The following is a 19,473-nucleotide window of genomic DNA, read 5'->3' as shown; positions in this document are numbered from 1 at the left end:
GTTCAGCGAATCTGGTAGACGGCCATCCGGCCGTTGTCGTAGCGCAGCCGGGCCAGCCAGCCCAGCTCCGGAGACTCCGTACCCACCGACCGGTCCACCACCAGCCAGCGCACGGCGTGCCGGTCCCGCAGTTCACGCAGTCCGGCCTCGGTCGGCTCGGTGAACGCCGCGTCGTTGCGCCGCAACAGCTCCTGATCCCAGAACGGGGTGTACGCGCCGGACGCCGCCACCCGGGGCGCGAATCCCCAGCCCTCGACGAGTACCCGGCGCTCGGCGTAGGCGCTGAGCCAGAACGAGCGGGCGTCGCACCAGCCGTTCACCACCGACAGGCAGTGCACGTTGGTCGCCAGCACATCGCCGGGTTCACTGTGCTCCCGGGCCCACCGGGCGGCGTCGACCCGGCTCTTCGGCAGCGCGATGTTGGCGTACGCGCCGCCGTTCGGTGAGCGTTCCGACTTGCGCATGTCCAGCAGCAGGCCGGGCGCTCCGACCACCAGCACGGCGGTGAGCAGCGCGATCGCGCCGCGCTTGTGCAGCGCGGCGATGCCGAGGCTGGCCGGCAGCCAGATCCCGATGGCGATCACCGCCAGCACCGCGAGACCCACCGACCACCAGAGCAGTGGCCGCAGCCAGTCGAACAGGGTCTCCCCGGCGGCCGGCCCGGCGTACCGGAACTGGAACGCGACCAGCGCGGCGGCCACGGCGAGCGCGCAGAGCCCGAGCACCGTACCGGAGCGCCGGGTCAGCTTGGCCCGCTCGGCGACCATCACGTACCCCCAGGCGGAGAGGACCACCGCGAAGGTGAACCCGGCCCGGGTGAAGTACTGGTTCGCCCCGCCGGGCTGGCGCAGCAGCAGGTAGAGCGCCGGACCGGCCAGCGCGCCGCCGAGCAGGAACCACTGCACCGGTTCGAGCCGGCACCGGCGCAGCCAGAGCAGCGGGCCGATGCCCACCACCCGGAGCTGCATGTTCACCAGAAAGGCGGCGCCCACGGCGAAGTACGCCAGCGGCGTGGGCCAGCCTTCCGGCAGCGGTGTCCAGTACGGCTCCAGGCTGTTGGCCAGCGGATCGACCTCCATCCCGTACGCCTTGAACCGGTAGAGCACGGCGGTGGCGAAGAGTTGCGCGGCGGCGGTGGCCAGCCCCGCACCGACCACCATCCACGGGATCCGTCGGGTGGCGACCAGCAGGGCGACCGCGGTGAGCGCCAGCGCCAGCCCGACCACCGGCAGCGAGCTGGCCTTCGCCCCGCTGGAGGCGAGCATCAGCAGCGGGGCAAGCACGAACGCGCCCCGGCCGATCGCGGCCACCGACCGGTCCGGGCGCCGGTCCACCACGTCGGCGAGTACCGCGATCAGCGCGATCAGCAGCACCCAGCTGTAGATCATCGACATGCCGTGCCAGATCACGAACGACACCTGGGTGCCGAACGGCATCGTCACCGGGTCGGTGAAGTTGGTCTCCCCGATCACGAAGAAGAGCACCGCGGCGATCGCGCCGACCACCGGCCGCCCGCTCACCCGCCAGCCCAGCACAGCGGTGAGCACGATCGCCGCCGCGCACAGCGCCGGGATGGTGAGCCGGAGCGCCACCACCGGCAGGTCGATCCCGCCGATCAGGCTGGTCGCGGCCATGTGCACGTAGCCGAACCAGTGGTAGTCGAGCGGTTCGGCGGCGACCTGGGGGAGGTGGATCGGGTACTGGTGCTTCGCCTCGCCGGCCAGCGAGAGCTGGTAGGCGAGGTCCAGGTACTGGTGGGTCTCCTCGGAGGTGGGCAGGATCGGGTTGCGTTCCAGGAAGGTGCTGGAGAGATAGGTGGTGAAGAACGCCACCGCCCCGGCTACCGACCACGACCAGCCGACCGGGGTGGGCTGGTAGTCCCGGACCAGCCAGTGCCGGCGCAGCCGGGGCACGGCCAGGAAGAGCGCGACGATCGCCGCCGGCCAGGTCCAGAGCCAGCCGGCGAGGCCGAGCCAGGCGTACAGCGCCCAGGCCGGCAACTCCAGCACCAGCCCGACGGCGGCACCCATCGCGACGTCCTCGACCAGGGTGTGCGGCCGGCGGCGCAGCGCCCGGTAGACGAGGGTGCCCGGCAGGATCAGGGCCAGCAGCAGGTAGCCGGCGTACCGGGCGAGGTCGACCGGATCCGTGTCGGCGGCCAGCAGCACCACGGCGAAGTGGCCGGCGCCGACCAGCAGCGGCGCCCAGCGGAGCAACGCGGGCCGGCGCGGCGACGCGGCCGGGGCGGAGGGGGCCGCCACCGCCGCTTCGGTAGCGGTCACCGGACCACCCGGAGACCACCGTTGCGGCTGGCCGGGCTCGCCGGGTGCTGCGCCGCCGGGGTCGCCGGATGCCGTTCGGCGGCGTCCCGCGCGGCCTGCGCGGCCGGGAAGTGGTCGTCGGCCGGCGCCGTACCGGCCGGGCCGTGGTCGTCGAGGGCGGGAACCGGCGGCGTACCGGCCGGCGCCTCGGTCGCCGCAGCCGGCTCGTCGATGGTGTCGGAGCCGACGAAGTAGGCGGGCCGGCCCTGTACCGCCGCATAGATCCGGGCGATGTACTCGCCGAGCAGCCCGAGGCAGAGCAACTGGACGGCGCCGAGGAAGAGCACCGCGACGTAGAGCGAGGCCCAGCCGGTGACGGTCGAGTCGCGGAAGTACATGACGACCGCGAAGACCACCATCACCACGCAGAGCAGCATGCCGCTGGCACCGAGCCAGGTCGCCACCCGCAGCGGCGCCGCGGAGAAGCTGGTGATGCTGTCGGTGGCGAGCCGGACCATCCGGGAGAGCGAGTATTTCGTGCTGCCCGCCGCCCGCGCCTCGCGGATGTAGCTCACCTCGCCGCTGGGAAAGCCGAGCCAGGGCACCACCAGCCGGAGCACCGGGCGGCGTTCGGGCAGCTCGCGCAGTGCCTCGACGGTGGCCCGGCTGAGCAGCCGGAAGTCACCCGCCTGGGCCGGTACGGCGTTGCCGACCAGCCGGCGCACCAGCCGGTAGTAGAGGCCCGCGGTGGAACGCTTGAACCTGGTGTCGGTGGAGCGGTCGCCGCGTACCCCGTAGACGATGTCCAGGCCCTCGGCCCGGGCCAGCCGCAGCATCTCGACCAGCACCTCCGGCGGGTCCTGGAGGTCGGCGTCGATGCTGGCGACGTAGCGGCCCCGGGCCCGGAACAGGCCGGCGATCAGGGCCGCCTGGTGGCCGCTGTTGCGGCGCAGTCGGATGACCCGCAGTTGCGGCCAGCCGCGCCGCATCCCGACCAGGATCACCGGGGTGGCGTCGCTGCTGCCGTCGTCGACGGCGACCACCTCGTACGGCTCGCCGAGCCCGTCGAGCACCGGCCGCAGCCGTTCGACCAACAACGCCAGGACGCTCTCCTCGTTGTAGATCGGCACGACCACGGAGAGGGTCGGCTCCCGGCTCGTCACTGCCGCACACCCCCCGTCTCTCGATCACCGGACAGCCGAACGCTACCAGCCAGGTCAGTGACCGATCTCACCAGCGGCGGGCAGAGCGGCCAGGTCAGGAGCAACTTGTCCGGGGCAAACCGCCGACCGGTACCGGGGACCGTCCGGTCGGCCGGGTCCGCCCGGCCAGCACCTCGGCGAGCGCGGTCAGCGAGGCCGAATTCGACGAGTACGTCGCCAGCAGCACCTTGGAGTCGGCCCGGCCGAGCAGGTACGGGGTGTCCATCGCCACCGTCACGGTCGCGTCGCCGCGCAGGTCTGCGGCGGTGTCGCCGTACCCGACAAGGTGCACCACCGCCCCGCCGGACGGTGTCACCCTGACCCCGGCGGCGCCGAGCGCCTGGCTGAGCCGGTCCCGGCTCCGCTCCCGGCCGCTCGCCGCGGTCACCGTCACCGGTCCGGTCAACAGCGGCCCGCCGCAGCGACCGCGCAGCATGGTGATCGACGATGCCGCCGCCCGGCGGGCTGCCTCCTGGTGGCCGGCGCTGTTCAGCGTGCCCATCTCCGGCCTGGGCCGCTCGGCCAGCCGGAACTTCAGCGTGAGCACCCGGGTCACCGCCTCCACCAGCCGGGCCCGGGGCAGCGAGCCGTCCCGCAGCGCGGCCAGTACCCCGTTGTACGCCTCCGTGACGTTCGGCGGCATCAGCACCAGGTCGTTGCCGGCGTTCAGCGCCCGGACCGCGGTCGTGCCGGGCGGCTGCTTCGCCACCGCCGCCATGTCCATGGCGTCCGTCACCAGCACACCGGTGAAGCCGAGCTGCCCGCGGAGCATGTCGGTGAGCAGCTTGCGGGAGAAGGTGGCCGGCACCTCCGGGTCGACCGCCCGCACGTCGAGGTGCCCGGCCATCACCAGCCAGGCCCCGGCGGCGATCCCGGCCGAGAACGGCGGCAGGGCGGTGGACTCCAGCTTCTTCCGGTCGGCGGTGACCACCGGTAGGCCCTTGTGCGAGTCGGCGGCGGTCTGCCCGTGCCCCGGGAAGTGCTTGAGGGTGGCGGCGACGCCCGCGCCCTGCAATCCCCGCACGGCAGCGCCGACCTGCGCCCCCGCGGCGTTCGGATCCGACCCGTACGAGCGGGAGCCGATCACCTTGCTGTTCGCCTCGAGGACGTCGGCGCTCGGCGCGAAGTCGACGTTCACCCCGAGCGCGGCGAGTTCGGTGCCGGCGGCCCGCCAGGCCGACTCGGTGATCGCCGGGTCACCGGCCGCGCCGAAGGCCATCGGGCTGGGCAGGTTGGTCACCCCGTCGGAGATCCGGGTGACCACGCCGAACTCCTGGTCGATGCCGATCAGTGCACCGGCGGCACCGGCCGGCAGTTTTCCGGCCGCGGCCTGTAGGCCGGCGGTCAGCTCGCGTACCTGCGCCGGGTTGTCGACGTTGGTGGTCGGCTGGGTGTCGCTGGTCGGGTCGTCGGCGGAGAAGCCGACCAGGATCAGCCCGCCCAGCCGGTACTTGGCGATCATCTCGGCCGGGGTCTCCACCCCGGCCAGCTTCCGGTTGCCGGCCGCCGAACCGCCGGACACCTTGGTCGCCGAGTTGCCGTAGGCGTACGGCATCAGCACCTGGCCGACCAGGTCCTCGTCGGCCAGGGTGCCGACCAGCCGGGCGGCTCGGGTCGCCGGGTCCGGTGTCGGGGCGGCGCCGGTCGACGAGGGCGACGGCGACGCGGCCCCGGGGGCCGCCGCCGGTTCCCGCGAGCCGGCGCAGCCGGAGACGATCAAGGCGGTGACGAGGGGAAGCACGACCAGTGCGCGCCGGAGGGGAGTCGACACGCCCGCTATCCCACCAGCCCGCCACCGCCCGGGCAACTTGACCAAGAACCCGGAGCGCGGGGTCCGGACGGCGTCCGACCGGCGCCTCGACCCGGACGGCGCCGGTCGCACCGGCGTGACCAACCCCACGGGTTGCTCCGGGCCGGCGTCGCTCAGCCGACCCGGGTGAGCAGGGTGACCGGGGCACCGTCCCCGGCGTACCGGTACGGTTCGAGTTCGGCGTCCCACGCGGTGCCCATCGCCTTGTCGAGCGCGTGCGCGAGCGCCTCCGGCGCCCGGGCCGACTCCATGATCGATCGCAGCCGGTCCTCGCCGAGCTGGATGTCGCCGGCCGCTCCGGCGGTGGCCCGGAAGAGCCCCCGGCCGGGCACGTACATGAACCGCTCACCGTCGATGCCGGGACTCGGCTCCTCGGTGACCTCGAAACGGATCATGGGCCACTGTTTCAGGGCAGCCGCCAGCTCCGCGCCGGTCCCAGGCCGGCCGGACCACCCGCACTCCGCCCGGCGGGCGCCCGGATCGACCGGCTGGGCCGTCCAGTGCAGGGTGACCGGCGCGGTAAGGACGCGCGCGATCGCCCACTCGACGTGCTGACACACGGCGAGTGGGGTCGAGTGGACGTATACGACGCCACGCGTTGGCACGGTGACCTCCCGGAGAGCGAGGTGCGTCTTCCCCTACGACCTCGACCTCGGCGGGCTGATCTCCCGTGTGATTGCTGGAACACATGATGACGCTTGTGACGGATGGTACGCCAGGGATTCACGAAACTGCCCCGGGGGAATAGCCGTACCGGTGACGGTAGTTGGACCGCACGTCAGCGGCGGTAGCCGTCCGGCCATCACCGTTGTCGTGTAAAATTTGCCCGGCGGCGTCTGCCGCCCAGGCCGTCCCCTCGGACTACCCAGTCCTCCCGTACGTCTTCAAGGAGTACCTCCGTGGCGAGCAACACCTCCAAGACCGCGCGCGCATCCGTCCGTGCCGGCCAGGCAGGCCAGGGTGGCGCCCTGAGCGTGCTCGGTGAGTTCAAGTACCTCATCCCGCTCAACGGCGGCAAGCACGCCTACGTGCGGAACCTGACCAACGGCAAGACCTCGCACCTGCGCACCGACTCCGAGGCTTTCGTCGAGGAGATCCGGACGCTGGCCGGTGCCGGGCACGCCGTCAAGATCCGGGCCGAGCTGAACAACCTGGCCGCCACGTACCCGGCCGACGGCTGGGACACCACCGAGAAGCGGCTGGTCGCGGCCGGCGTCTTCGAGGCCTGAACCCACCGGCACGATCAGCTTCACCACCCGTAACGCCCCGACCCGGATCGTCCCGTGTCGGGGCGTTCAGGTCTGCGCCGGGCGTTTCCGCACCGCTCCCGCCCGGCCCGACCCGCCCGGGCGGATGATTCGCCGGGACGGCGCGCGGGTATCCACCGTTGCGGCGACGCGTTCCGGCAGTCCGTGGACGTCGGCGCCGCGCCGGCCCGACCCGTCGGCGCCACCCCGGCGGAGCGCCCATGTGTCACCGTGGGTACGGCTACCCCGGCTCGACGCGGAGGTGACCATGCCCGATTCGGTCCCGGTACGCCTCTCCGACGGCGTACGGCTGCACGTCGACGTCTCCGGCCCGGACACCGCCACGCTGACCGTGGTGCTGCTGCACGGCTGGACCCTGGACGGGCGCACCTGGCACCGGCAGCTGACCGCGCTGCGCGAAACGTACGGCGCCACCGTCCGGGTGGTCTGCTACGACGCGCGCGGGCACGGCCGGTCCGGCCCGGCCACGCTGCGTTCGGCCACCCTCGCCCGGCTCGGCGACGACCTGGCCGAGGTACTCGCCCAGGTGGCGCCGACCGGGCCGGTGGTGCTGGTCGGGCACTCGATGGGCGGCATGACGGTGATGGAGTACGCCCACCGGCACCCCGCCGACTTCGCCCGCCGGGTCGCCGGGCTCGTCTTCGTGGCCACCACCGCCGAGGGCCACACGCACACCGGGTACGGCGTACCGGCACCGCTGGCCCGGCTGATCCGGGTCACCGAGACCGCCTGCGCCGGGCTACTGGCCCGGTGCGGCGGTTGGCGTACCCCGGCACCCCTGCTGCACGCGCTCCGCCCGACCCTGCGCTGGCTGCTCTTCGGCGACGTCTGCGACCCGGCCGACATCCGGCTGACCACCTCGGCGGTGGCCCGGGCCTCGCTCGTCTCGATCGGCGGGTTCCGGCCCTCCATCGGGGCGCAGCAACGGCTGGAGACGCTCGCCGGCCTCGGCGACCTCCCGGTGGCGGCCCTGGTCGGCGACCGCGACCGGCTCACCCCACCGCCCTGCACACTGTCGATCAGCGAGGCGCTGCCCTCGGCCGCGCTGACCGTCTGCCCCGGCGCCGGCCACATGCTGATGCTGGAACGCCCCGACGAGGTCGCCGCCGCGCTCCGCTCGGTCGTCGACCGGGTGGGACCGCTCCCCCGGACGGAAGACGACGTCCGGCCGGCGACGAAGATCACCCGGAAGGCGACCGCCGCCGCCCGGGCGAAACGCGCCGTGACCATCCTCGAACAGCCCAGACGGGTCGGCGCCCGGCGCGGCGCACCATGCCCCTGAACCCGATCGGGGTGCTGCGGGACGGGCGTGGCCGAGTCGGAGCCTGCCGGCACGGCGTACCCTCGCTTCCTGGCAATTCGGCGCGCGGCCGTCCGGACCTCCGGTGCCGGACGGCCGCGTCGCCGCAGATCGATCTCCGGGAGCAGACGCGTTGACGGACCACACCACGCTGCGGCAGGAGATCGAAGCCGAACAGCGCCACCTGGACCGGGTCTACGCCCGGCTGGCGCAGTTGCGGCACTCCGCCGTGCTGGCCGAGCGGGAGGGCTACCAACTGGCCCGGGTCGGCAACTTCGGCGCGCTGGTCGAACGGGACGCGATGGTCTTCCACGCCGCCCGGCGCCGGCACACCCTGGACGCCGAGCACGAAGGGCTGGTCTTCGGCCGGCTGGACCTGAACACCGGGCAGGTGCTGCACGTCGGCCGGCTCGGCGTACGCGGCGAGCACGCCGAACCGCTGGTGATCGACTGGCGGGCGCCGGCCGCCGCCGCGTTCTACCAGGCCACCGCAGCCGACCCGCAGGGGGTCGTACGCCGCCGTGTGATCACCTCCAGCGGCGAGCGGGTGACCCGGATCTCCGACGACCTGCTCGACCCGGCGGCGGCACCGGACGGGATGCGGGTGGTCGGCGACGGCGCCATGCTCGCCACCCTGTCCCGGACCACCGGCCGGGAGATGCGCGACATCGTCGCCACCATCCAGCGGGAACAGGACGAGGCGATCCGCTCCCCGGCCGGCGGGGTGACCGTGGTCTCCGGCGGTCCGGGCACCGGCAAGACGGCGGTGGCCCTGCACCGGGCCGCCTACCTGCTCTACTCCGACCGCAACCGGTTCGCCGGCGGCGGGGTGCTGGTGGTGGGCCCGTCGGCCGTCTTCGTCGACTACATCGCCTCGGTGCTCCCCTCGCTCGGCGAGAACGCCGCCACCCTGCACTCGCTCGGCTCGCTCTTCGAGGGCGTCGAGGCCACCCGCACCGATCCGGTGGCGGTCGCCGCGGTCAAGGGCTCGCTGCGGATGCGCCGGGTGCTGGAGCGGGCGGTCCGGGACCAGGTCCCGGACGCCCCCGCCGAGCTGAGGTTGCTCTACCGGGGCGAACTGCTCCGGCTGCACGGCGCCGAGCTGGAGCGGATCCGGACCCGGGCCCTGCCGCCGGGCGCCCGCCGCAACGAGGTACGCCGAGCCGGCTTCGACGGCATCTTCGCGGCACTCTGGGCACAGGTTCAGGAGCTGCGGGTCGGCCGGCTGCCCGACCAGCGGACCTTCGAGGACGACATCGCCGAGCGGCCCGAGTTCCGGGACTTCCTGCGCGCCTGGTGGCCCCGGCTGCACCCCCGGCACGTACTGCCCTGGCTGGCCGAGCCGGAGCGGCTGCGCCGGTACACCGCCGGGATCCTGTCCCGGGCCGAGACCCGGCTGCTCGCCGAGGCGTACCGGACGCTGGGCGGTGCGGGGCCGACCGTCGCCGACGTGGCACTGCTGGACGAACTCGACCACCTGCTGGGCCGGCCGCCCCGACCGGCGCGGCGCAACCGCGACCCGTACCAGTTGGCCGGCGGGGTCCGCGAGGTGACCACGTACGCGGACCGGCAGCGCTCGGCCCGAACCGGCCGGGACGCCGCCGCCGAACGGCCGGCCGACTACCGCGAGTACGCCCACGTGGTGGTCGACGAGTCCCAGGACGTCTCCCCGATGCAGTGGCGGATGCTGGGCCGCCGGGGCCGGCTCGCCTCCTGGACCGTGGTCGGCGACCCGGCCCAGACCGCCTGGACCGGCGACCCGGCCGAGCTGTCCCGGGCCCAGGACAAGGCGCTGGGCCGGCGCCCCCGGCACGAGTTCACCCTCACCACCAACTACCGCAACTCGGCGGAGATCTTCGCGGCGGCGGCCCGGGTGATCCGCGAGGTCTCCCCCGACCTGCCGCTGCCGGTCGCGGTCCGGGCCACCGGGGTAGCACCGGTCGAGCTGGTGGTGCCGGCCGCCGAACTGCCGGACGCGGTCCGGGAGGCGGTGGCGAAGCTGCTCGCCGAGGTCGAGGGGACGGTCGGGGTGATCAGCGCGGTCGACCGCCGGGCCGAGGTCGCCGGCTGGCTGGAGCCGGCTGCCGACCCGCGCCTGCAGGTGGTCGACACCATGCAGGCCAAGGGCCTGGAGTACGACGGCGTCGTGCTGGTCGGCCCGACCGAGATCCGGGCGGACTCGGCCGCCGGGGTACGCACCCTCTACGTCGCGCTCTCCCGGGCCACCCAGCGGCTCAGCACCGTCGACCCGGTCTGACGGCTTTTCGGGGTGGGCTGATGTCTCTGGCTGACCGGGTGCTAAGCCGGGTAGCCGCGCGGGAGGCGCGGGCCCGGTCTCAGGCGTGCGTCTTCGCCAGGTTGACGAACGCCTGCCAGGCGGCCGGGCCGAAGCTCAGCGTTCCGCCGTCCCGGTCCTTGGTGTCCCTGACCAGCACTCGGCCGGGAAGGTTGTCGGCAACCTCGACGCAGGTGTTGCCGCCGTTGCCCGATCGGGTGCTCTTGCGGAACCTCGGCAGCTCACTTGAGTTCATTGATCATCCTCAGCATCATGTCTCTGGACTGATCGACGGACAGTGCCAACCCGTCCACTTCTTCCCACAGTAACGCCAGCTCGGTCACGTCGGCGGGCGAGGTAGCTACCCGGCCGCGCAACTGGTCGTCAAGGTAGCCGACGCGCCGGCCATCCGGCATCGTGGCCAGCGCGAGTGGACCGCCCAGTCCAGCATGGATGCCCATTCCACCAACGACGATCCTGATCTTCGCGGACGACCGGTGGCCAACATCGATCAGGTGGCTGAGTTGGTCTTTCAATGCCTCCCGAGATCCCTGCCGTAACGCAAACTCGCCTATCAGACATGTCACTGCTACCGAAGGGTCGCGTTCCAGCACAGCGGCCTGCCGATTGAGTCGAGTCGACACCATCTCGTCAATGCGATTCCTGTTGCGGGGAATCGAGTTGAAGACCTCGCGCATGTATGGTTCGCGCTGGACGAGGCCAGGGATCAACATCGGCTCCCAACTCTGGAGCAGGATCGCACGTAGTTCATGCTCTACCCAGGGCCGCATCCATGGCGTGCGGTCTTCGTGTGCCGTCTTCGCCAGCCCTTGAATCTCGCTGCCGGTGCCGAATACCTCGTCAAGGCGCTGCGCCGTGCCTTCCTGCGGTATCAGCTTCCCCGACTCGAAGGACTGAACAGTCGACTTTGCCACGCCGATTGCGGCGGCCAGCCTGTCTTGGGACAGCTTCCGCTGCGTGCGCAGCTCCCGAATCCGAGCCGGCAGCGATGGCGGTTGGTCATTCATGGTTATCACCCCGGGTGGTCGGCAGGTATGCCGCCATCACCAGGCGGCCATTGTGTTCATCTTCCGGTATCGCACCGTCGCGGTCCAGGGTGGAGGGCAGACGGAAAAGCCATTACAGCGGCCCGCTTCACCATGCCGGGGGCGCGGCCCGCCAGATCCGCCCCGATGGTGGGTCATCTTTCCGCCAACGGGGGCGGTGCTCGTAGCAGACACGGGGACCGCCCCTTTCTGTTGTTCGCCGGAACGGGAGGGCAAAAGAATGAGACAGGTACGTGGAAGCGGACTTCGCCATCGTCGGGTCTGGTGGCGCTTCTGGCGGTATTGCCGGTGTGGACACCGATGGATCTGCCCCGACTCGGATCCCGGCGTGTGCTCCTACTACCCCCGGCGGGGTAGCAGGAGCACACGATCGGCGGGTGCCGACACCGCACCCGCCGAGAGTGCGTCCTTGACGGGCGTGGAGGTTCGTCGGGCGGTCCGGGCTGCCACGGTTGACGCCAGGATCGCCCGGGAGGCACGGGCCGGGTACGAGGACGCGCCGCCAGCTCCGCCCCCACCACCCCCGCAGCCGAGAGGGCCACAGCGCCCGTGGATCGATTACCCCGACTCCCGCAACGCGGGCCGGTACGACGGGTGGAACGGGCCGACCCGGGCGCACCTGGCCAACGGCCGGGCGGGCGGCCTGACTCCGGCGCAGCAGCACCGAGCCCGGCACGCCGAGCGGGTGTAGACCGTGATCGGGCCGTGGGTGCGATGGGAACGGCACACTGCTCGACGACGGGCGCGTGAGCGCCATACCCTCGGGCAGCACGTCCCTACGGAGACGTACGCCTGCCGCGAGTGCGAACACGACTGGCCCTGTGCGCCGGCCCGCCTGGCACTGCTGATCGGCTTCGACGGCAACCGGGTGGGACTGATGATGTATCTCGCCGCGCACCTCGCCCGCGCCCTGGAGGCGCTGCCCGACCGGCACCCGGCGCTGATCGTCGGGCAGATCATCTACTGGGTGCCCCGGCGCCGTTAGCCCCGGTTCGGCACCCCCGAAACGTCGGCACCGGCCCCCGCTTCCCGCGCATCACCCGGGGCCGGCACCGGCAGGGAAGCACCCCGGGGCCGCGTTATCCCCTTTGGAGTGGCCTCGGGGTGCGACCCGGATCGTTCGCTCTGTTTACCCCTCACGGGTCCATCCGCGACACCGGACCAACAGCCCACGTATGAACTCCCCCGACGTACGCCCGGGGCCCGTTCAAACCGTTCGACTACGCGGCCTTGGTACGCCTCGGCCGCCTCGGTTTCGAGCCGGTGCCGGCAAACGACTCCCCACACGACGGCCTTGGCTAACCGCCCCCTGGTGCCGTCTGCGTCGGGGTTGAGACCGCCGCCTCGTACCTGAGCAAGGTATCGACGAATGACCGTTGCTCGGCCGGGTTCAGCGGCGCGAGGGCGCGTCGCCATGCATGGGCACCCGGCGACAGCCACTGGGCGATGGTGGGTCGGCAGTCAGGGCTGATGTCGATGATGCGGCGGCGGCGGTCGGCGTCGTCCTCGCGCCGCACCAAAACCCCTTTACGGCTCAGATCGCCGACGATCAGGCTCACCGTGGTCGGTGCCACACCCAGCATCCCGGCCAGTTGGGAGACGGTCAGCGGACCGTCGAGCAGGAGCAGGGACAGCATCGACAAGTGCCTCGGTGCCAGGTCAAGTGACCTTAGCTGTTCCGGCGGAGGCAGACGTTTGACCCTGCCGACCAGCCTTGGCATCACCAGGAGCAACTCCCTGACCGTGTCGTCCGTGGTGTCAGGCCTTGACATCCCCCCACCTCCAAAATACCTTTGTTTGCAAAGATAGTTTGCGATCAAACCTGTCCCGGAGGATCGTATGCCCCACCTCGACGTGCACGCGCTGGAGAGCGACCTGGCCGGCCATGAGACCGCACTGATTCAGCACCTGACCGACGCGGTCGTCGCGGTCTATGGCGAGTGGGCCCGAACCATCACGGTCGTGCGGTTGACCGGCCTGCCGCCCAACCGTTGGGGCATCGGTGGCACTCCAGCACAAGCACCCTCGCCCAGCGTCACCTTCGGCATCAAGGAAGCCGTGTTCAGCCGACCCGACGCCGACGAGATCGTCGCCCGCCTCGTCTCCGGGGTCACGGACGCCATCGTCGACGTCTTCGGGGAACGCGTCCGCGCCGGCCTCATGGTCGAGTTCGTAGGCGCCCCGGCCGGGCGCACAGGAATCGGCGGAGTTGTTGTCACGCCATAGCGGGTCGATCAAGTGCCGAGGCCGGCTACGCGCAGCCAAAGCGGAGTGACGGTCCCACGGGTTTGGAACCCTCTCCTGGGGGTACCTGCGCGAAGCCGACAAACTGGGCCACTTGGCGTCTGATCCGGCCGGGAGGATTGAATGTCGCCCTCAGCGCTACCGCCCGACGATCCGGCACGCGAACTCGTCCATGTGCGGCCCGGCGACTCCGGCCTGGCACACCTGGCCATCGCCGGTGGCACCTACACCGTGCTTGTGGGTGGCGACCAGACCGCCGGACGGTATTGCCTGATTGACATGCGAGTACCACCGGGTGGTGGACCGCCGCCCCACCGCCACGACTTCGAGGAGATGTTCACCGTGCTCGACGGCGCGGTGGAATTCACGTTCCGTGAGGAAAAGATCGTCACGCAGGCGGGCGAGACGGTCAACATACCGGCCAACGCGCCGCATTTCTTCCGTAACGCCACCGACCAGCCCGCCCGCCTGCTGTGCATGTGCAGCCCCGCCGGCCAGGACGAGTACTTCCGCAAGGTGGGTGACCCGGTCGACGGGCCCACCGCCCCGCCGCCGCCGCTCAGCGCGGAGGAGCAGGACGAGCGCCGACAGCGTGCGGCTCGTCTGGCCGCCGACTACCGAACGGAACTGATGGTCTCGTAAGGGCTTCATGCTCGATGCCAGCGGGGCCGGGTCCGGGCGTTCTACCGCAGTTGACCGCCCGCGGGCCCACCACAATCACCACCACGCCGGACGGCCGCGGTAGCCGATGGGACCCTCCCCAACCCGCTGATAGGTCCCCAGGAACCCGCCGTCGCCGAAGGCGACCGTGCCGTTGTTGCCACGGCCGTCGCGCCAGGTCAGCCTGGTGACCGGGCGGCCAGCCACACCCACCGCCAAGAGCAGGTCGCCGGAGGGGTGCCACCCACCGCCCCAGCCCTCCTCGGCCGAGAAGCGCCGAGCTTCCTTGGCGACGGAGCCACGCTCGATCAGCCGGCCGCGGAACTCCCTCGGCCGCTCACCCGGCTGCCGTCGCCAGCCGTAGAAGGCAGCCTGCTGCTTCTCGAACGTAATCGAATACTCGGCGCCGGACGCGTCCGCCCAGGCCACCTGGTCGAGGACGGCCTGCTCACCGCGGTCGATGAAAATGGTGACCTCGCCGGCGTCGCTCGTGTACCGCAGCACCGGCTCGGCGATCGCCTGCCGTTCGAGCGCCAGCCCCGCCTGATCGTGTGCGTGCATCGGGTCGATCGTCACCCGGTACAACCACAGCATGCTCCGGGCGTCGTCACCGCTTTCGATCCGCAACGTGTTCCGGCCGGCCACCAACTCCTCGGCCGGGACCGCGAAGACCAGCCGTTGCGGGAGTCCACCGCCGTTCGGGATCCGCAGCCGCTCGGCCAGAAGTCTGCCGTTGAGGCGAACGGTGAGCGGGGCGTATCCGGGCGCCTGGGAGAGCATCGACGCGAGCGCCACGAGGGCGACGCAGGCCTCGCGGACGACGGCCGGGTCGGGCACGTCGAACTCCAGCTCGACCGACCCACCGGCACCGATGGCCAGGTGGTCGCCCGCAGCCGAGGACCGTTCGACGTCGGTGATCGTGACGTTCCCGATGCGTGGCGGCTCGGTGCCGAAGTCGGCGTAGGTGGGTTCCATCTGGATCCCGGCACGCCGCGGGGCCGCCGGCCGAGGAGACGACGGGCGCAGCAGTAGCTCGTACGAAAAAACGATGTGCTCGTCGTCGCCGTATCCGATGTTCGCGGCGCCGAAGGCGGGCCGCACCTTGCCGATGTGTAGTGCGCCAAGCGCGACCGCCCCGCGGGCGACGTAGAGCGGTTCGCCGTCGCTCTCCCGGCCCACCGGCAGCGCATCCCCGGGCACCGCGCCGCCGGACGCGACGCCCCAGACGCCGCGATCCATCAGCACCTCGTACTCGTCGACGCTGACCTCTTTACCGCCCCAGGCCGCCAGGGCGGCGCCGAAGCCGGGGCGGACCTTGCCGGGGTGCACACCGCCGTTCATCCGGACTCGGCAGGCCCACAGTGGCTCGCCGTCCGCCTCGTAGCCGTGCGGTACCGCGCCAGGTGGGATCCGGCCGCCGCGGGCGGTCTCCCAGCGATATCCGTCGGCCGAAATATCCATTCCGTGAGGATAGATCAACAAGTTCAGGAATCGTGGACCACCGGTGGCTAACGAGGTCGTCGGCGGGCCGGCCGACGGCTCGGCAGCGCCGTACTTCGGGGCAGCGCCGGGCCTGTCCACATCTCGACAGCTCGACGGCGCGGCACCCCGCCTCCGGCGACACTGGTCCGATGCGCCCCGTCGAGCCGGTTCACCCCGGCGGATGAACCGGCCGCTGCTCCGGCTCGCCCTGGCCGGGCTGCGCGCACACGCCGTACGGGTGGTGCTGACCGGGTTCGCGGTGGTGGTGGCGGTCGGCTTCCTCGCCGGCACGCTGGTCTACGGCGACACCGCCCGGGCGGCGTTCTACACCGACCTGGCCCGGTCGGCCCGGAACGTGGACGTGCTGGTGGAACCGGAGCACGGGCTGCTCACCCCGGCGACGGTGCAGCGGGTCCGGGCAGTCGACGGCGTTGCGGCGGTGGACGGCCGGGTGGTGGCCTGGCTGGGCGTACTCGACCGGAACGGCAAGCTGATCACCAGCCAGGACCACATCGGGTACGCCCTCTCGGTGCCGGGTGACGCCGCGCTGGCCCCGTACGACGTGGCGGCCGGGCGGCTACCGGGCACCGCCGGCGAGATCGCCCTGGACCGGGCCACCGTGGCCGGCGCCGGTTTCGCGCTCGACCGCCCGGTGACCGTGCTGGACCGGGCCGGCACGGCACACCGGCTGCGCCTGGTCGGCGTACTGGACCTCGGGGTGAACCGGCTCTTCGGCGGCTCCGCCGTCGCCGCGCTGGCCCCGGCCGACCTCGGCACGCTGACCGGTACCGCCGACTACGCCCAGGTGGTGGTCCGGGCCACCGAGGGCACCGACCCGGCCCGGCTGCGGGACCGGATCGCCGAGGCGGTCGGCCCCGGCGCGCGCACCCTGACCGGGGAGACCCTCCGGGACCGGCTCGCCCGGCAGGCGGCCAAGTACGTCGACGGCTTCCTCGCCGTACTGCTCGGCTTCGGCCTGGTCTCGCTCACCGTCTCGGCGTTCGTCATCTACAACACCTTCGCCATGCTCGGCGCGCAGCGGGTCCGGGAAGTCAGCCTGCTCCGCTGCGTCGGCGCCTCCCGGGCACAGGTGCGCGGCGCCGTACTCCTGGAGGCGGGCATCCTCGGCCTGCTCGCCTCGGTCGGCGGGCTGCTGGCCAGCCTGCTCGTCGGGTACGGGCTGATCCGGGGTCGTGAGCTGGTCGCCTCGGACATCCCGCTGCACGCCCCGGTGGTGCGCTGGCCGACCGTGCTGGTCGCGCTCGGCTTCGGCACCCTGGTCACGGTGCTGGCGGCGCTGGTGCCGGCGGTGGAGGCGAGCCGGGTGGCGCCGCTGGCCGCGCTGCGGTCCCGGGACGCCGTCGAGGCCGGCGGTGGCCGGCGCCGCCGTACCCGGGTCGCGGTCGCGCTCGGCCTGGCCGGGGTCGGCGGGCTGGCCGTGCTGGTCGGGCTGCCGCTGGCCTTTCCCGGGCTGCCGCTGGTGCTCGGCGGCGGCATGGTCGCCTTCCTCGGCGCGGTGGTGGCGGCCCCGCTGCTGGTCCCCCGGGCGGTCCGGCTGGTCGGCTGGCTGCCGGCCCGGCTCTTCGGTCCGGTGGTACGGCTGGCCGTGGCGAACGCCCGACGCAATCCCCGGCGGGCGGCGGCGACCAGTACCGCGCTGACCATCGGGGTGGCCCTGATGGCGATGTTCAGCGTGCTGCTGGCGACCGCCCGGGAGCAGGCCGGGCGGGAACTGGCCGAGAACTTCCCGGTGGACTTCGTACTCGACCGGGTCCGCACCGACGGCTCGCCGATGGCGGTACGCGGCCCGCTGCCGCCCGGGATGGCGCAGCGACTCCGCTCCGATCCGGCGTTCGGCACCGTCGCCGAGGTACGCCTGGCCAACTCGCCGCTGGACGACCGGATCCGGGTCTGGGCGGTGCCGCCCGAGCGGCTGCACGGGCCGATCCGCCCCGAGGTGACCGCCGGCAGCCTGGCCGGACTGGCCCCGGGCACGGTGGCGGTGAGCCGGCAGCTCGCCGCCGACCGGGGCATCGGGATCGGCGACCGGATCGCGCTCGGCCTCGGCCCACCGGGACCGCTGACCGTGGTCGCGGTCTACGACGACAGCCCGGTCGACGGTGCCGCCCTGGTCCCCTGGGCGTCGTTCGCCGCCGCGTACGGCCCCGGGGAGCCGGACCGGCTGCTGGTCGACCTCGCCCCGGGGGTGTCGACGGCGGCCGGCCGGCAGGCGCTGGACGCGGCCCTGGCCGACCAGCCGGCAGTCCGGGTACGCGGCCTCGCCGACCAGGCCGACGCGCTCTCCCGCACCCTCGACGAGTTGCTGGGGATCTTCGCGGCCCTGCTCGGCATGTCGGTGCTGATCGCCGTGCTGGGCATCGGCAACACGCTCGCGCTCTCGGTCGTCGAACGCCGCCGGGAGTCGGCGACGGTCCGGGCGCTGGGCCTGTCCCGCCGGCAACTGGCGACCATGCTGCTGACCGAGGCGGCCCTGGCCGGTGCGGTCGGGGCACTGTCCGGGATCGCCCTCGGGCTCGGCCTCGGGTGGACGGCGGCGATGGGTCTGATCAGCAGCTACGGGCACGGGCTGCCGGCCGTACCGGTGGGGCAGCTGGCCCTCTGCGCGGCGCTGGCCGCCTCGGCGGCGGTGCTGGCCAGCCTGCTACCGGCTCGCCGGGCCGCCCGGGCCCCGATCGTCGCCACCCTCGGCGACGACGGGTGAGCCGGGCACGCCCGCCCGTCGTCTTCGGGTAGGGACGGGTCAGCGTCGTTCTCCGGTAGGGACGGGGCACCGATTCCGTACAGGACGGGTTTCCGGCGCCGCCCGGCCGGCAGTATCGACGGCGGGGGCGACCGGGCCGGAAGGAGGGGACGTTGGGGGTCGGGCACGACCACGGGGGGCGGTTGACCCGGGCGGCGGAACGGCACCGGGGACGGCTCTGGGCCGCCTTCGGGCTGCTCGCCGTCCTGATGGTGGTCGAGACGGTCGCCGCGCTGTTCACCGGCTCGCTCGCGCTGCTCTCCGACGCCGGGCACATGTTCACCGACGTGCTCGGGATCGGGATGGCGCTGGCCGCGATCACGGCGGCCCGGCGGGCGGCCGGCGACCCGCAGCGGACCTTCGGGCTCTACCGCCTGGAGGTACTGGCCGCGCTGGCCAACGCGGTACTGCTGTTCGGGGTGGCGCTCTATGTGCTGGTCGAGGCGGTACGCCGGTTCGACGACCCGCCCCGGGTCGCGGCCGGGCCGATGCTGCTGGTGGCCACGCTCGGCCTGCTGGCCAACGCGGCGGCGTTCGGCCTGCTCCGGGCCGGCGCGCGGGAGAGCATCAACCTGCGCGGTGCCTACCTCGAAGTGCTCGGGGACCTGCTCAACTCGGTGGGCGTGATCGTCGCCGCCGTGGTGATCATCCTGACCGGCTGGCGCTGGGCCGATCCGATCGTGGCCCTGGCGGTCGGGCTGTTCATCCTGCCCCGCACCTGGCGGCTCGGCCGGACCGCCGTACGCATCCTGGTGCAGGCCGCGCCCGAGCACCTCGACGTGGCCGCCGTACGCGCCCGGCTGGCCGGCGTACCCGGGGTCTGCGACGTACACGACCTGCACGTCTGGACCCTCACCTCCGGCATGGAGGTGGCCTCGGCGCACCTGAGGCTGGATAGCGATGCGGAGGTCGGTACCGTACTCGCCGCGGCCCGGTCGGCGTTGCGCGAGGACTTCCACATCTCGCACGCCACCCTCCAGGTCGAGCCCAACACCGCCCCCGGAGGCTGCGGGCCCACCGACTGGTGACCGTTCGCGACGCTGCGTCACGGCGTGGCCGGCCGGAAACTGTCGGAATTCCGCCTCAGGAGAGGTCGAGGCTCACCGATAGTTAGCGGCATCTTAAGTTTCGATCCGGCACTTG

The 19,473-nt window shown here is 72.6% G+C and carries 17 protein-coding genes; 9 read left to right on the top strand and 8 right to left on the bottom strand.

The genetic code is table 11. The features are described 5' to 3' along the window. Positions 1-2: 2 nt before the first annotated feature. The 4 genes from R6Y94_RS03060 to R6Y94_RS03045 all read right to left on the bottom strand — a co-directional run bounded on the left by R6Y94_RS03060 (position 3) and on the right by R6Y94_RS03045 (position 5,878). Positions 3-2,282, bottom strand: coding sequence for a hypothetical protein (locus R6Y94_RS03060; RefSeq protein WP_318394207.1), 2,280 nt, complete (start codon positions 2,280-2,282; stop codon positions 3-5). Further along, on the bottom strand, positions 2,279-3,424 hold the full coding sequence (locus R6Y94_RS03055; protein WP_318394206.1) for a glycosyltransferase family 2 protein: 1,146 nt from the start codon (positions 3,422-3,424) through the stop codon (positions 2,279-2,281). Before R6Y94_RS03055 ends, R6Y94_RS03060 begins: the two co-directional genes overlap by 4 nt. A 94-nt stretch (positions 3,425-3,518) precedes the next feature. After that, complete coding sequence (locus tag R6Y94_RS03050) at positions 3,519-5,234, bottom strand: glycoside hydrolase family 3 protein (RefSeq protein ID WP_318394205.1); 1,716 nt, start codon at positions 5,232-5,234, stop codon at positions 3,519-3,521. A gap of 152 nt (positions 5,235-5,386) precedes the next feature. After that, on the bottom strand, positions 5,387-5,878 hold the full coding sequence (locus R6Y94_RS03045; protein ID WP_318394204.1) for a DUF3145 domain-containing protein: 492 nt from the start codon (positions 5,876-5,878) through the stop codon (positions 5,387-5,389). Between the two features lie 294 nt (positions 5,879-6,172). On the opposite strand from R6Y94_RS03045, the gene R6Y94_RS03040 reads away from it, so the two are divergent. The 3 genes from R6Y94_RS03040 to R6Y94_RS03030 all read left to right on the top strand — a co-directional run bounded on the left by R6Y94_RS03040 (position 6,173) and on the right by R6Y94_RS03030 (position 10,098). Beyond that, on the top strand, positions 6,173-6,502 hold the full coding sequence (locus R6Y94_RS03040; protein WP_318394203.1) for a hypothetical protein: 330 nt from the start codon (positions 6,173-6,175) through the stop codon (positions 6,500-6,502). A 286-nt stretch (positions 6,503-6,788) separates the two neighbouring features. Further along, entirely contained in the window at positions 6,789-7,823 is a 1,035-nt protein-coding gene (locus R6Y94_RS03035; protein WP_318394202.1) for an alpha/beta hydrolase, read from the top strand. A 151-nt stretch (positions 7,824-7,974) separates the two neighbouring features. Continuing rightward, on the top strand, positions 7,975-10,098 hold the full coding sequence (locus R6Y94_RS03030) for a HelD family protein (protein ID WP_318394201.1): 2,124 nt from the start codon (positions 7,975-7,977) through the stop codon (positions 10,096-10,098). 79 nt (positions 10,099-10,177) lie between these two features. On the opposite strand, the gene R6Y94_RS03025 is transcribed toward R6Y94_RS03030, so the two are convergent. After that, positions 10,178-10,372, bottom strand: coding sequence for a DUF397 domain-containing protein (locus R6Y94_RS03025; protein WP_318394200.1), 195 nt, complete (start codon positions 10,370-10,372; stop codon positions 10,178-10,180). Next, complete coding sequence (locus tag R6Y94_RS03020) at positions 10,359-11,144, bottom strand: helix-turn-helix transcriptional regulator (RefSeq protein WP_318394199.1); 786 nt, start codon at positions 11,142-11,144, stop codon at positions 10,359-10,361. Before R6Y94_RS03020 ends, R6Y94_RS03025 begins: the two co-directional genes overlap by 14 nt. Before the next feature lie 457 nt (positions 11,145-11,601). Here R6Y94_RS03020 and R6Y94_RS03015 point away from each other — a divergent pair, with 457 nt between their 5' ends. Then, on the top strand, positions 11,602-11,874 hold the full coding sequence (locus R6Y94_RS03015; protein ID WP_318394198.1) for a hypothetical protein: 273 nt from the start codon (positions 11,602-11,604) through the stop codon (positions 11,872-11,874). A gap of 3 nt (positions 11,875-11,877) precedes the next feature. Next, the gene (locus R6Y94_RS03010; protein ID WP_318394197.1) at positions 11,878-12,168 is read left to right on the top strand and encodes a hypothetical protein; all 291 of its coding nucleotides are present in this window, start codon (positions 11,878-11,880) and stop codon (positions 12,166-12,168) included. 313 nt (positions 12,169-12,481) lie between these two features. Here the strand turns inward: R6Y94_RS03010 and R6Y94_RS03005 are convergent, their stop codons facing one another. Further along, on the bottom strand, positions 12,482-12,904 hold the full coding sequence (locus tag R6Y94_RS03005) for a helix-turn-helix domain-containing protein (protein ID WP_318394592.1): 423 nt from the start codon (positions 12,902-12,904) through the stop codon (positions 12,482-12,484). A gap of 118 nt (positions 12,905-13,022) precedes the next feature. Between R6Y94_RS03005 and R6Y94_RS03000 the strand changes: the two genes are divergently transcribed. Both R6Y94_RS03000 and R6Y94_RS02995 read left to right on the top strand, forming a co-directional pair. Next, on the top strand, positions 13,023-13,409 hold the full coding sequence (locus tag R6Y94_RS03000; protein WP_318394196.1) for a hypothetical protein: 387 nt from the start codon (positions 13,023-13,025) through the stop codon (positions 13,407-13,409). Between the two features lie 192 nt (positions 13,410-13,601). Further along, a complete protein-coding gene (locus R6Y94_RS02995; RefSeq protein WP_318394195.1) occupies positions 13,602-14,069 on the top strand; it encodes a cupin domain-containing protein in 468 nt (155 codons plus the stop codon). 75 nt (positions 14,070-14,144) lie between these two features. Here R6Y94_RS02995 and R6Y94_RS02990 read toward each other — a convergent pair whose 3' ends face one another. After that, the gene (locus R6Y94_RS02990) at positions 14,145-15,548 is read right to left on the bottom strand and encodes a DM9 repeat-containing protein (RefSeq protein ID WP_318394194.1); all 1,404 of its coding nucleotides are present in this window, start codon (positions 15,546-15,548) and stop codon (positions 14,145-14,147) included. Between the two features lie 43 nt (positions 15,549-15,591). Here R6Y94_RS02990 and R6Y94_RS02985 point away from each other — a divergent pair, with 43 nt between their 5' ends. Then, positions 15,592-18,291, top strand: coding sequence for an ABC transporter permease (locus R6Y94_RS02985; protein WP_318394193.1), 2,700 nt, complete (start codon positions 15,592-15,594; stop codon positions 18,289-18,291). Between the two features lie 152 nt (positions 18,292-18,443). Beyond that, complete coding sequence (locus tag R6Y94_RS02980; RefSeq protein WP_318394192.1) at positions 18,444-19,358, top strand: cation diffusion facilitator family transporter; 915 nt, start codon at positions 18,444-18,446, stop codon at positions 19,356-19,358. Positions 19,359-19,473: the final 115 nt, after the last annotated feature.

It is taken from the genome of Plantactinospora sp. KLBMP9567 (genome assembly GCF_033446045.1).
Classification (GTDB): Bacteria; Actinomycetota; Actinomycetes; order Mycobacteriales; family Micromonosporaceae; genus Plantactinospora.
The sequence above is the reverse complement of the archived record's forward strand: the minus strand, read 5'-3'. Positions and strand labels throughout refer to the sequence as shown.